The following is a 14,218-nucleotide window of genomic DNA, read 5'->3' as shown; positions in this document are numbered from 1 at the left end:
CTGTCAAGCTTGTGATTTGTTTTGCTAACAAGGCGAATTAACGCGTCAATAGCTAGTTAATTCAACGCAGTGAGGAAGGCAAAGGACTGCTTGAAAGGCGTTTGTTATCCAGAGCTGAGGTTGATTATTTCTGGCTAAGTCCGCGGCATAAAAAAACCGACAATCAATGCCGGTTTTTAACGGGTTTACATGAATGATTTATGCAGCAATACCACTGTGACGCAGTAATGCATCTGTGTTGGGTTCGCGGCCCATAAAGCGTTTAAATAGCTCCATTGGTTCTTCACTGCCGCCCATTTCAAGAATGTTATTTAAGAAGCTCTTACCGGTTTCTGGGTTAAAGATGCCTTCGTCTTCAAAACGTGAGAACGCATCTGCCGATAACACTTCAGCCCATTTGTAGCTGTAATAGCCTGCCGCATAGCCACCGGCAAAAATGTGGGCAAAACCGTGCTGGAAACGGTTAAAGCTTGGCGGGGTTAATACGGCTATTTGGCTGCGTACTTCATCTAAAATACCTTGAATATCGACACCTTTTGCAGGGTCAAACTCATGGTGCATTCTAAAGTCGAACAGTGAGAACTCAAGCTGGCGTACCATCATCATGCCTGACTGGAAATTTTTAGCAGCGAGCATTTTATCGAGCAACGCTTTTGGTAATGGCTCGCCAGTTTCGTAGTGGCCAGAGATTTCCGCTAGGGCTTCTTCTTGCCAGCACCAGTTTTCCATAAACTGACTGGGTAACTCGACCGCATCCCAAGGCACACCGTTAATGCCCGATACGCCACCCACATCAACTTTAGTTAGCATATGATGGATACCATGACCAAACTCGTGGAACAAGGTAGTGACTTCGTCGTGAGTAAATAACGCCGGCTTGCCGTCTACTGGGCCATTAAAGTTACAGGTTAAGTAAGCCACTGGTTTTTGCAGACCGCTTGAGGTGATGCGACGGCCACGACAATCGTCCATCCATGCGCCGCCACGCTTACCACTGCGAGCATATAAATCTAGGTAAAAGCTGCCACGGTGAACGTTTTCGGCATCATAAATATCAAAGAAACGCACGTCTTTGTGCCAGGTATCAACACCTTTTTGCTCGTTAATGGTTAAGCCAAATAACTTGTTAACGGTAAAAAACATGCTCGATAACACTTTGTTTTCTGGAAAGTACGGACGTAAAATTTCTTGCGACACTTCATATTTGTGTTGCTGCAGTTTTTCGGCATAAAAACTTAAGTCCCATGATGCCATTTCGCTGACATCATAGTGCTCTTTAGCAAAGGCGCGCAGTTCAGCTAATTCTGTTGCCGCCTGGCCTTTTGAACGCTGCCCTAATTCATTTAAAAAGCCCAACACTTGCTCTGGCGACTCTGCCATTTTAGTGGCCAATGATTTATCAGCATAGCTGGCAAAACCAAGCAGATTGGCTAACTCATGGCGTAATGCCACTATTTCGTTCATGTTGTTGGTGTTATCAAACTCGCCAGCATTTGGACCTTGATCTGAGGCGCGGGTAACAAATGCACGATAACATTCTTCACGTAGCTCACGGTTTTCGCTGTAGGTCATCACCGGTAAATACGAAGGGAAATCAAGGGTAAACAACCAACCTTTTAGCTCTTTGGCTTCAGCCATTGCTTTGGCTGCGGCCACTGCCGACTCAGGTAAACCGGCTAAGTCAGCCTCGTCGGTAATCAACTTGATCCAAGCTTCTGTGGCGTCTAATAACTGGTTAGAAAAATTGCTGGTTAACTCAGATAAACGCTTAACAATTTCACCGTAACGTACTTTTTCGCCATCATCTAAGCCAATACCCGATAATTCAAAATCACGTAAACTCTGCTCAATCACCATTTTTTGTGCTTGTGTTAACTCGGCAAACTCAGCAGATTGATGAATTGATTTATAGGCTTGATACAAGCCCTGATGCTGGCCGACATAGGTGCCGTAATCAGATAAAAGCGGTAAACAGGCATCGTGGGCATCACGCAGTGCATCGCTACTGACAACCGAGTTCATATGCGACACTGGCGACCAAACTTTACTTAATTCGTCGTCAACTTCTTCAAGAGGGGCGATAAGGTTATCCCAAGTATATTGGCTGTTGTCAGCTAATAACTTTTCAATGGTATCGCGACACTTGGCAATGGCTTGCTCAACCGCAGGCTGGATGTGTTCTGGTTTGATTTTAGAAAACTCGGGTAATGCTGCGCAGTTTAGCAGTGGATTGCTCATAAAGATCCCTCAAAATATTTCGTGTCGATTGCAATGATATGGAGCCAATTTACTTGGCTTTCAAGCTTTACGCCATTGTGAATCAATATTATCCCAGCATTAATCATACTCACACGCCACCACATAACGTATTTACACAATAAAAAAAGTGACCACTGTAGCATTTGTTATTTACTGTTAGTTTACAAAGCTAATATTGACAGGCAGATCTCAGCTGAAAGTGATTATCATTTAATTTTATTGTTAATAAACTAATATACACGTCCAGACCGTTTTTCAGTCCATATTTAACCATGAGCCAAACAAACATGACTTTTGATTTTTGTACTGTATATCGTAAACATTTTGCCACTTGTGTTTTTTTACCGACTCTTGCGGTGATAAGTTTAGCGGCCACAATGCCGGCGCTAGCTGAAACGGACACTCAGCCAAATGCAGCCTTAGATTTGGTTTGGGAAAACCAATACATTACTGAAGGTCGTAATAACTTAGATAAAGGTGGTATTGCCTGGGCTGTGGCAAGTGTTGAGCACAATGACATGGTAGCTTATGCCGTTGTTGGCAGAGCAGACCAAGTCAACTACACCGAGTGGAATGCCGGTTTAGAATACACATTGCATTTGGACTACGATATCGAAGCGACTTTGGGCTACCAACGCCTGGAGTTTTATGGTGATGAGCGCGCATCAGACAATGAATTTTTTAGTTCAATCACTTATAACGGCTTAGACTGGCTAGTGCCTGAAGTAAACTACACTTATGCCACTGAAGCCTCTGGCTACTTTGTCACCCTGAGTGTTTACAGCCCGTGGGAGCTCAATTCACAACTCACGCTAACACCTTATGTCTCACAAGGCTTTGATTTTGGTTACAGCAGTGAAGCACACGATGGTGCTAACCATGTGCAATTTGGCCTAGAAACTGAATATCAATTTAGTGAAAACCTGATGTTTGCGGCCATATTAGCCACAGCATTGCACTAGAAGATATTAAACAGCAAGCCGCTGCCGACGACCAGCAAGGCAGTCTCGATGAAACTTATGCAGGTATAGCGGTGAGTTGGGGCTTTTAATCCTTTAGCCATTGGCTCGCGTTTTAGCACTGTGCGACTACACTAAGTGGTCAATATATCACCACGCAAGGATCGCACATGCTGACCCGCCCTTTGCAACATGCCGCATTTTGTGGCGTGTTGCTAACGACGCTATTACCCAGTTCGATTATTTTTTCTGCCGAACTCAGTCAGTTAAACCGCAGTAAATTAACCACAAAACCCACCAATAACAGCACTCAGCTTAATAATGACAATGCCAAAGACTTACCGCAGCAAACTGCCATTGACAGCCAAGGGAATGTGATTGAACTGCCTGACGACACTCGTTCAGCTTTAGAGTACAGAGCCGACGACATCTACCTCAAACCCAGCTTACAGCAGTATATCGATGCCAGCCATCAAGCTACATCTTCATCGCGCCAAGCCAACATCACAATGGCAGATGACCCAAATTGCCGCTGGCTTAATAACCGCATAAAACACCTCAAAAACCAGCAGCGGCAAACCCAACACAGTCAATTTAGTCATTACCAAGATGAAATCGATATTAGAGAAGCTGAATGGGATTGTCTTAAGTGTACAAGTAGCGGCTCCAATAGCGTTGACCGAGGTGCCTGTCAATATAAGCGCTAATCAGATCTACCGCGAGTGTATATTTAACGACTAGATTGCAAACTCAATCCCCCCTACAATGGACGCATTAATCGTATTGGAGAACATCATGGCTCAACATTTTGACTATATCGCGCTTGGCGCAGGTAGTGGCGGTATCGCCTCAGCAAACCGTGCAGCAATGCGTGGCGCAAAAGTACTTGTTATTGAAGCAAAGCACGTTGGCGGCACTTGCGTTAACGTAGGCTGTGTCCCTAAAAAAGTCATGTGGTATGGCGCTCACGTCGCAGAAGCCATGAATTTATACGCCAAGGATTATGGGTTTGATGTCACCGTTAATAAATTCGACTGGAACACTTTAGTTGATAACCGCGAAGCCTATATTAGTCGTATTCATGCGGCTTATGGCCGTGGTTTTGAAAACAATAAAGTGACATTAGTCAATGGTTACGGCCGCTTTGTTAATAACAACACCATTGAAGTGAATGGTGAGCATTACACAGCGGATCATATTGTTGTGGCCACTGGTGGCGCACCCACGTTCCCAAGTATTCCGGGTGCCGAATACGGTATCGACTCAGACGGCTTCTTTGAGCTGCGTGAACAACCTAAACGTGTGGCTGTGGTGGGTGCGGGATATATTGCCGTAGAAGTTGCCGGAGTATTACACGCGCTTGGCAGCGAAACCCATTTATTGGTTCGTAAGCATGCGCCACTGCGCAACTTTGACCCTATTTTAATTGATGGGTTAGTGGAAGCGATGGCCGCCGATGATCCGACGCTACACACTCATAGCGTGCCTAAATCGGTCACCAAAAATGCTGATGGCAGCTTAACCCTAGCGCTTGAAAACGGTGAAAAGTTAACGATTGATTGCTTGATTTGGGCGATTGGCCGCTCACCATCAACGGGGAATATTGGTTTAGAACATACCGATGTGCAGTTAGATGCTAAAGGTTATGTGATAACTGACGAACAGCAAAATACCACTGCAAAAGGTATTTATTGTGTCGGCGATATTATGGCGGGCGGTGTTGAGCTGACCCCTGTTGCCATTAAAGCCGGTCGTTTATTGTCAGAACGTTTATTTGGCAACATGCCAAACGCAAAAATGGATTACAGCTTAATTCCTACCGTGGTCTTTAGCCACCCAGTGATTGGTACTATGGGGTTAACCGAGCCTGAAGCTGCTGAGAAATATGGCCAAGACAACATTAAGGTTTATAGCTCTACCTTTACCTCGATGTACACCGCGGTAACCAGCCATCGCCAGGCGTGCAAAATGAAGCTAGTGTGTGCCGGCGAAAACGAAGTGGTTGTCGGCGTTCATGGTATTGGTTTTGGCATGGACGAAATACTCCAGGGCTTTGGTGTGGCGATGAAAATGGGCGCGACTAAAGCAGACTTTGACTCAGTTGTGGCAATCCACCCTACTGGCGCTGAAGAATTTGTTACTATGAGATAAGCCATTAATTCATAAGTAAAAGCCGTGTTAGCGTTAACACGGCTTTTTTGTTGCAGAAAATCTGCTAATGCATAGCACGTTTATGAAGAAAGTACTTTGCTGGCTTCTTTATCTTGTAACCATTGTAAAAACACTTTTATTCCGGGAGAGCGTTTGTGTGAGTAGCTCATTAATTGAGTCATACCAAAACTAAACTGATAGTACATTTCGGCATCGTTATAATGCTTTTGGGCATCATCGCTATTAATCATCGCGCCGCGTAAATAATCGCAAAGTAACTCCCCACGATCAAACCCTCTAATTTCACCTATTTCACTGAGTGTCTGTGTATTCCACAGCTTATATTGTGTGCTTAAGCGTTCAAAACGTTCACGGTAGTAATCACTGGCTTGCAAGAGTAACGCTTCATTAGGGATCACTCTAGCAATCACAAATGATTGCTCAGATAAAATATGATACAAACGCTCACAATGATGAAATATATAACGTAAATAAGGGTCGCTGTATTGTTGTATATCTTGTTCAGCTTGAGCTAACCAATGGCGATAATCTGCACACCCTACCGCGACAATAAGGTCTGCTTCTGAGGTAAAGTGATTGTATATCGTGCCTTTGGATATCTGACTAGCTTGCACTAAATGTGAACGGCACAAGTCGAAGGTTTTGTGGCCTTTTAGGCAACGTTGAGATACTTCAATCAGATAGTCACCGCGTTTTTCCCAGCTAGTCATAACAGACTCCAATCTTTATCAATTGAAAATTTATTCTAGTTCACATTTACATCATAACAAGCTTTGTAGCTACCTCATATTGAGTAATACTGATACCACTATGAACTTATTCAATAGCCTATGTTAAAGATTGAATTGTTAGAGAGTTTTATCGCTGTTGCTGAATCAGGTAACTTATCAAAAGCGGCCGATAAAATTTGCCGAACCCAATCAACACTTAGCCTGCAAGTTAAAAAACTTGAAGAAAGTGTCGGCCAATCTTTGCTCATTAGAGACAACAAAGGTGTCACCTTAACTGAGTCAGGTGAAACCTTACTTAGCTATGCCTACAAAATGATCCAACTTAACTCACAGGCACTAGATGAATTAAAAGAGTGTCACAATCGTGAAGTTATCCGCCTTGGTGTACCGACAGACTTTATTAAGTGCTATTTAAACAGCTGCTTATTAGAGTTTATCCGTGAGTTTACCTGTATTGAATTAGTCATAGATACTGATGTGAGTGGCAACTTATACAAGCGGCTGCATCAAGGTGAGTTTGATGTGATAGTGGCGACGCATTGGCAATTACCGGTTAATGGTGAATTGTTATTTACTCGACGTTTTAAATGGGTCGCCGCCGCAGAGGGTAATGCCCATCTGCGTAAAACCATTCCGATGGGCTTATACCCAGAAAACTGCCCAATACGGGCACAGGTGTTTGCCAATCATCGGTTATCGATGCGCCCTATTAACGTATTACTGTCAACGCCATCGCCTCAAGCACTGTGTATGGCGGTCGAAAATGATTTGGTTGTTGCCCCTGTCGCCGAATTTAGAATTAACGATAAAATGCAGGTATTAGACCCACTTGAGCATGGATTGCCACCATTACCCGTTTTTAATGAGTCGTTATACCTTAATCCTGACACCCAAACCGATGCCACTAAACAGTTAATCGACTTAATTAAAACCAATGTTGAACACAAAGGCTACCAACAGGACAAGCCCACATTGAACGTGGTTAAGGCCAGTTAAACGCTTAATGTCAGTTATTGCTAAGTATCATCTGCTAAGTGGGTTATTACGGTGTCATTATGCTACTGACACCGTTGCAACAATGGCCTACCAGCCTGTAATTGCTATATAATTAGCCGCTTACAGCATTACACTGCCAAACAAAAACGCCAACACAACGCTCATGGTAATGGTCACCACACCCGGAATAAGAAACGGATGATTAAACACTGCCTTGCCAATGCGCGTTGAACCCGTGTCATCCATCTCGACAGCGGCCAATAACGTGGGATAAGTGGGCAGTACAAATAACGCACTCACCGCAGCAAAGGATGCTATGGCAGTTAACGGACTCACACCAATCGCCAATGCGGCAGGCATGAGTGCTTTAGTCGTTGCCCCTTGCGAATACAACAACATCGATGCAAAAAATAACGCCACCGCCAACAACCAGGGCTGGTTTTCAAGTAGGTTACCCGCAACGGTTTTAATGTCATCAATATGGTTAGACACAAAAGTGTCACCCAGCCATGCTACCCCTAGCACACAAATACAGGCTGACATGCCCGACTTAAACGTCGATGCATTTGAAATTTTGCTGGCATCTAAACGACAAAACCAGGTGATTGCCGCCGCAGCAGATAGCATAAACAGCATAATGGCTGCATCACGCGATAATACTGGGCTGCTAATTAAACCGACTTTGTCAGATATTGCCGTGGCATATGACATCACAGCCACAATTGCCACTGAAAAAATCGCGACCGAACGTTTAGCGCCGGGTAACAAAATCACTTGAGTTGCCCCTCGGGTTTTCACTAAACCACTGGCTAACCGCTGTTGATAAATAGCATCTTCAGATAACGGTTTTCCCAGTAACGAAGCCACTGCAGCCCCTATTAAACAGGCAATAAACGTTGATGGAATACACACAGCTAACAGCACTAAATAATCCACACCCAAAGGCGTTAAAATACCTGAGAAAAACACTACGGCTGCAGAAATAGGTGACGCGGTAATTCCCACTTGCGAGGCTACCACCGCAATCGATAATGGCCGAGAAGGACGAATACCCTGCTCTTTTGCCACTTCAGCAATAACCGGTAATGTCGAAAATGCGGTATGCCCAGTGCCGGCAAACAATGTCATAAAGTAGGTAACAATAGGGGCTAAAAAAGTAATGTATTTTGGGTGTTTGCGCAGCAACCGTTCAGCAATAGAGACTAAATACTCCATGCCCCCCGCCTCTTGCATTGCAGCAATAGCGGTAATAACTGACATAATAATCAGCATAACATCAATAGGGATTGCCCCAGGTGTTAAGCCTAAACCGACAGTGAGAATTAACACGCCAACGCCGCCGGCAAAACCTATCCCTATGCTGCCCATTCTTGCGCCGAGGTAAATGGCACCAAGCACAATCATTATTTCAATTATCATCATAGTGTGAATGTTTTAAATCCTAAATAGTGTGAAGCAATAACAGGGAGAACTGCTTTAGAGGGCGGGATATTACTCTGTTGTGATTTTACGAATGTAGACGTGGATCAATTTACTGGATTGAAATAAAGCAAGTGGGGGTATCAGCGGATTTATTGAGCAGTTTATCGTGAGCAATCGTCAATGCGCCACAATAAAAATGCCAATCAAACGATTGGCATTGACTTGCGCATGCTTTACTTAGGTCACTTTTACTTAAGCTAAATTAACGCTTAAAAATAGTATCCAAAGTTAACATTGATGCGGTAATCCCAACCGTCTCCAATTTCTGGTAGACCGATATGGCCGTTGTCTAACGTTGAAGCGTACATGTTTTTACCCGTGATAAAATCAATCATGGTATAGGTAGAGCCAGACGATAACGCCACACCGGTAACATTTTGATAGCTGTTATCGTAATCGTCATTGTCTACGTCTGGCGTCACAAGACCAAAGTCGTTGTACACTTTGACACTGCCCCAGCTAGTGGTGAAGGTTTTAGCCACATTGACACTGTAGGCTTGCGCTTTTGAAGCAATCTCGTATTGCCAAGCATAAGCCGATACAGCAATCTTATTGTCATCTTCCGAATCGGCCGCATCGTACTCATATTGCATCGCCTGAAGCTGAAGATTCCAACCGTTATAGCTGCTATCTAAATGCAGCGCGATTGCATAGCGATCGCCGTTGTTACCAGTGTTGCTATTGTATATTTGACCAACCTCAAATGAGCCACCAACAACGGTTTTGCCGCCTTCGTATTCCATCTCATAAGTTTGACGAATATTTAATTGATTGGTTTCTTCATTATAATATTCAGTGCCGTTAACGGTACCGGTATATAAGTCAGTTGAATAACGTTCGTTACGGCTAGCACTATATTCAGCATTTTTATAAAATGCTAACTCAGTGCCCCAACCGTCACTTGAGTAAACGGTTTTTACACCTGCATCGTAATCATCTTCAAAACCTAAATAATACGGTACGCCAAACCAAAAACTATTTGAAATAAACCCGGGGTTACCAAAAGGAACCTGGTTTATACCAAATTGAATTTGCCATTCAGGTGAGTAGTCATAAAAAACATAACCATAACGTAATGTTTCCCAACCATCATAAAAGCGATATTCAGATGCCAAACCCCAATCATCTAATTTACCGTTAAATTTAATTGATGCCATTTCGAACGTTAAGTCGCCAGACTTATCTTTAGCGCTTTCGCTATATTCTTTGTATGAATAATTTGCTCTTAATGTACCAGAAACATCGATTCCGTCTTCAGCGTCTTGCGCAACAGAATAGTTTGAAACAAAGCTCAGTGACACTAGCGTTGATAATAAAGAGAGTTTTAGTAGTTTCATTATAATTTCCAATTTAATTTTAAGTATCATTTAAAAAACAGTCGTTACCATTTCTTTTTGGTTAAATCACATTGAATAACTTCATCTTTATGTGCTGGAGTGCCAGGGTTTTTCGCTGACTCACACAATAATGTTGTACCGTAGTCATTACGTTTGTCATCGGCGTTACTTCTAGCCCAAACAGAGACAATTGCACGTTCTTCTGGTTTGGCTTCACAGCTGCCATCAACCTCAAACGCATGGATAGTGTTTTGATGGAAATACATCAATGGATCAACATCAGCGCTACCAGACAACCACATGGTGTGACCATTGTGTTGACCCGCATCAAACTGAACTTGTCTCATTTTATCGTCTTGCTTAACGGTGGTGAGTAATGGCGAATCTTCACGCACAGCAAAGCTCTTAAATTCATTAGCACATGCTGGTACACGCATGTTGTAATAAATTTCAGAAATCGCATGGTTATGATATGGATAAAGGGTATCGACCGATTGAACTGTCATGCCAATTTCGGCGCCCACTTTTTGGTTATTAATTTCGTCGATGCGAAGTAATCCCCAGTGACCAAAGATTTCAGCATAAGCATAGCCGCCGCGTATGTTGTTGTAATTTTTGTCATTACGTTTGCTTTCTTCGGCATACATTGGGAACCAACCCGCTGCAGCCCATAGGTTAGGCAAGGTGTTAGCACTGATGTCGGTAGGAAATGCAGAAGGCATTTTAATTTCGTCACCTGTCACCATTTTGGTAAAGTTTTTAGTAAATTCTTTACCCAATTTACGCACATCTTTATTGGTAACTTTGGTGTCAAAGAAGGCATCGAATGTAGTGCGATTAAGCCATTTTGCAACGGGGGATTTTTGCGCAAGCTCTCCACCTGGACTATAAATCCAATTTACATCTTCACGAGCACCAAAACATTTTTTCGCTTCATTTGGGTTATTAATCACTTGGTAAATATTTTTAACTAATAGCTTCATGTCGCGGCGATCCATGATGCACATGTTTTTACCGCCTTCAGTAGAATCATACATCGCTTCATCTGAATTTAAGCATGAGCCATTTTCACTATTGGTTAATGCCACGGCATAAGATTGTAAATATTGTAGGGTTTCATCCCAAAGAATATCGACATACTTTTGATCTTTTTCAGAATACTGAGGAGCGTCCCCTAAACACGTAAACTCAGCATTATTAATATCATTTGCATCTAAAAAACTAGGTAGCTCAGCAGACATTGCTGAACCCGACAACAACATCATCATGAAAAGCGCATTATATTTCATAACATCTCTCTTTATTTATAGTTTTAAACAAGACGAATGGTACATGTGGAATTAATTCCAAAAATTTAAACAAAACATGTTTAGACAAAAAATAAACATAACAAAATAAACTTGTGAACCAAACCCATTTAAATAAACAATAGTGGTAATCACTTCAAAATAAGGGAAGTAAAATTTATTAACTATTAATAAACCACAACATTAAATAGTTAAAAGTGAAATAATAGGTAGAGAATCTCGTAAAAAAATATAAACCACAACTTACACAGCGCGATCTTATATAATATTAAAAACCAACAAGTGGTAAGGTTGAGAATAAAAAACAAAAAAGCCACACGTTAATTTAATAACATGTGGCTTTTTTAGTAATTAGTAAATATTAATTAATAAATACTATTTATCCTTTATGCTTGTCATATTTAAATGTATGACAGTTGCTGCATAATGGTTCTTTGGTTTTATGCTCTGAGTGACACTCTTGGCAAGGTAAGTCTTTACCATAGTGAAGGTTGTTATGTGGGTTTTGCCACTTATCTTCTTCACTTCTAGCCGTTTGTTTTGCTAGGTCATCAACATCATGACACTGTAAGCAAGACTCATCAGATGGGAACTGCTTGATGCCATTGTCATGACATGCTTTACAGTCTTTACCGATAACGTCTTTGTGGTAGTCGCGGATTTCAACTGCTTGTACTGATAAACTGGTTAATCCAAGTAGTACCAGCGCAAGTATAATATTAAAATTTTTCATTAATGATTCCTCTTGTTTACTGGTCTATTTACGCTTTCATGATGCTGCGTGCGGCGGTCATACCCATCACCATACACTCAGGAATTGAACAACTCCCTAAGCGGCTGACGCCATGAATACCACCACAAACTTCGCCTGCTGCATAAAGGCCTGGAATTGACTTACCAGTAAAGCTGTCTTTTACTTCCGCTTTAACATTAACCTGAACACCACCTTGGCAATAGTGCACTTTTGGCCATAAACGAACCACGGTAAATGGTGCTTCGATATACTTATCTTTAGCCTTGGTCATGTTTTTGCCAAACTGCTTATCTTCACCAGACTTCACATAGCTGTTGTACTCTTCGATTTGTGCTTTTAATGGTTTTAACGGCACGTCGAAATGCTTAGCAAGTTCTTCAATGGTGTCGAATTTCCAGCCGACATTGTACTTAATCACTTTTTTAGTGTTCGGATGCTTTTTAGAATCTTTGTAGCTAGTGATTAAGATTGGAGGTAACGCTTCGCCTTTTTCGTTGCGGCACGAAAGCTCTGCATCGGCACGAGTCTTACGGTCAGCAATTTCGTTCATAAAGCGCTTACCGGTTAAACGGTTAACAGCCATTGAATGAGGGAAGTTATAAATAGAGTAGTTAGACACATAACCAAAACCACCTTCATCAGGTGATGCCCAAGAGCCAGACTGGATGTGTGCTAAATGCACAGGAATCGCACCTAGACGGAACATTTCAAACATGCCTTCGCCTGTTGCACCTGGAGCATTTGTACAGCCAACTTCTGCATTAAGTGTTGGATCCTGCGCCATACGTAAATCAACGTTTTGCGCGAAACCACCTGTTGCCATAATCACACCTTTTGTGGCGCGAATATTTAATACTTTACCAGGCTGGTCTTCACCAAAGTGGTAGTTGGTACGCATTTTAACACCAACCACTTCACCTTTTTTGCCGACTAGGAAGCCTTCAAATTTTGAACGGTTGTGAGTATTAACGCCGACACGCTTACATTCTTTGTAAAGTGGTTGAGTAATACCAGCACCACAGCTAACTGTAGTTTGATAAGTACGTGCTACAGAGTGACCACCTAATTGTTGTAAGTAAGGGTGGTATTCTGAACCTGCGTCTAACGTCATTTGTAATGCTTCTACCGCGTGTGATGCAACATGGCGTAATAACGCTTCATCTGCAATACCACGGCCTGAAGCCAATTGGTCGTTAACCATTCTTTCTACAGAATCTTCAACGCCTTCTTTCTTTTGCATTGGTGTACCAGGCGCAGCAAATAAGCCACCGTTAATCGCCGAGTTACCACCAAAATATGACATTTTTTCAAAAATATGGACATCTTTTGCACCAAGTTTAGTTGCTTCAATTGCAGCAGCTAAACCGGCAAAGCCAGAACCAATAATTACGACTTCGACTTCTTTGTCCCATTTAACACCGTCAGCCTTTTCAGACACTGCCATTGCAGGAGCTACCATTGCTGCACCAGCAGCAACACCTAGTCCAGCAATAAACTTACGGCGCCCCAACAGATCTACATTGCTCATAGGTCATCACCCTTTTTTGTATAATTGACCAAATCATCATAACGATGGAATCAATTCCAAAATGGGAACTACTGTTAATGTTTGTTTAAAAGACAGCTCAATGTTAACTAATCAATTGTAGGTATAACTTTACAAAAAATTGTTAACTGAATGTTGTTTTGGAATGGAGTCCAATATGCGCGACTGGTTTTTTATACTGCAAATCGTTAACATATCTATTTGAGGACGACCTCAACCTAACCATAAGATTAGGTCTTCATCCGGGGACGGCTCCCTTCTGTTCAGTTTCAGACAGGAGCCAACACCATGCTGATTTATTCCAAACATACTGCTACTTTTTGTTCTTCTTTAAATCTGCTCAAGCATAAAAGCCAAGTTATACCATTGATTAAAAGTGCGTTTAACGCCATACCCTACTTATTTTTAGGGCTGATTTTATTAAGCATAAATAGCCACGCAACAGAGCCTCAAGAGCATAGCCAACATGCTGAGTACCCTGTCAAAATGGGTTTACATGGTATGTTGCTATTTGGCAGTCAGTACGGCCTTTTTGCGTCACATTTGCCTATGTTCCATCAACCGCATAATGCTCAAGTTGTGTTTAAATTGTCTTTTGCTGACCCTAAAATCCAGGCTGAGGTGATTAAAGGCATTAACGTGTCTGCCAAAAGTGACGATCCTGTTTGAATCATA

At 42.3% G+C, this 14,218-nt stretch carries 12 protein-coding genes; 5 read left to right on the top strand and 7 right to left on the bottom strand.

Annotation, left to right across the window (positions count from 1 at the left end):
• Positions 1–198 precede the first annotated feature (198 nt).
• Complete coding sequence (gene prlC / locus N4T56_RS20740) at positions 199–2,238, bottom strand: oligopeptidase A (protein WP_261734519.1); 2,040 nt, start codon at positions 2,236–2,238, stop codon at positions 199–201.
• Positions 2,239–2,546: 308 nt separating this feature from the next.
• Here prlC and N4T56_RS20735 point away from each other — a divergent pair, with 308 nt between their 5' ends.
• From N4T56_RS20735 to gorA, 3 genes are all read left to right on the top strand, one after another.
• Positions 2,547–3,221, top strand: a complete 675-nt coding sequence (locus tag N4T56_RS20735; RefSeq protein ID WP_261734518.1) for a hypothetical protein — start codon at positions 2,547–2,549, stop codon at positions 3,219–3,221.
• A gap of 167 nt (positions 3,222–3,388) precedes the next feature.
• On the top strand, positions 3,389–3,925 hold the full coding sequence (locus N4T56_RS20730; RefSeq protein ID WP_261734517.1) for a hypothetical protein: 537 nt from the start codon (positions 3,389–3,391) through the stop codon (positions 3,923–3,925).
• Between the two features lie 88 nt (positions 3,926–4,013).
• The gene (gorA, locus tag N4T56_RS20725; RefSeq protein WP_261734516.1) at positions 4,014–5,369 is read left to right on the top strand and encodes a glutathione-disulfide reductase; all 1,356 of its coding nucleotides are present in this window, start codon (positions 4,014–4,016) and stop codon (positions 5,367–5,369) included.
• Positions 5,370–5,449: 80 nt separating this feature from the next.
• Here the strand turns inward: gorA and N4T56_RS20720 are convergent, their stop codons facing one another.
• Positions 5,450–6,100 carry a TetR/AcrR family transcriptional regulator gene (locus N4T56_RS20720; RefSeq protein ID WP_261734515.1) on the bottom strand — a complete coding sequence of 217 codons (651 nt, stop codon included), beginning with the start codon at positions 6,098–6,100 and terminating at the stop codon, positions 5,450–5,452.
• Between the two features lie 120 nt (positions 6,101–6,220).
• On the opposite strand from N4T56_RS20720, the gene N4T56_RS20715 reads away from it, so the two are divergent.
• Positions 6,221–7,117: a LysR family transcriptional regulator gene (locus tag N4T56_RS20715; protein WP_261734514.1), complete on the top strand. Its 897-nt coding sequence runs from the start codon at positions 6,221–6,223 to the stop codon at positions 7,115–7,117.
• A 120-nt stretch (positions 7,118–7,237) separates the two neighbouring features.
• Here N4T56_RS20715 and N4T56_RS20710 read toward each other — a convergent pair whose 3' ends face one another.
• The 5 genes from N4T56_RS20710 to N4T56_RS20690 all read right to left on the bottom strand — a co-directional run bounded on the left by N4T56_RS20710 (position 7,238) and on the right by N4T56_RS20690 (position 13,525).
• Positions 7,238–8,539, bottom strand: a complete 1,302-nt coding sequence (locus N4T56_RS20710; protein WP_261734513.1) for an anaerobic C4-dicarboxylate transporter — start codon at positions 8,537–8,539, stop codon at positions 7,238–7,240.
• A 269-nt stretch (positions 8,540–8,808) separates the two neighbouring features.
• The gene (locus N4T56_RS20705) at positions 8,809–9,936 is read right to left on the bottom strand and encodes a hypothetical protein (protein WP_261734512.1); all 1,128 of its coding nucleotides are present in this window, start codon (positions 9,934–9,936) and stop codon (positions 8,809–8,811) included.
• 44 nt (positions 9,937–9,980) lie between these two features.
• Positions 9,981–11,225, bottom strand: a complete 1,245-nt coding sequence (locus tag N4T56_RS20700) for a hypothetical protein (RefSeq protein ID WP_261734511.1) — start codon at positions 11,223–11,225, stop codon at positions 9,981–9,983.
• Between the two features lie 397 nt (positions 11,226–11,622).
• A complete protein-coding gene (locus tag N4T56_RS20695) occupies positions 11,623–11,976 on the bottom strand; it encodes a cytochrome c3 family protein (RefSeq protein WP_261734510.1) in 354 nt (117 codons plus the stop codon).
• Positions 11,977–12,004: 28 nt separating this feature from the next.
• Entirely contained in the window at positions 12,005–13,525 is a 1,521-nt protein-coding gene (locus tag N4T56_RS20690) for a flavocytochrome c (RefSeq protein WP_261734509.1), read from the bottom strand.
• A 306-nt stretch (positions 13,526–13,831) separates the two neighbouring features.
• On the opposite strand from N4T56_RS20690, the gene N4T56_RS20685 reads away from it, so the two are divergent.
• Positions 13,832–14,212, top strand: a complete 381-nt coding sequence (locus tag N4T56_RS20685) for a hypothetical protein (protein ID WP_261734508.1) — start codon at positions 13,832–13,834, stop codon at positions 14,210–14,212.
• The last annotated feature ends 6 nt before the right edge of the window (positions 14,213–14,218 follow it).

The organism is Shewanella phaeophyticola (assembly GCF_025398315.1).
In the GTDB taxonomy this organism is placed as follows: domain Bacteria; phylum Pseudomonadota; class Gammaproteobacteria; order Enterobacterales; family Shewanellaceae; genus Shewanella; species Shewanella phaeophyticola.
The sequence above is the reverse complement of the archived record's forward strand: the minus strand, read 5'-3'. Positions and strand labels throughout refer to the sequence as shown.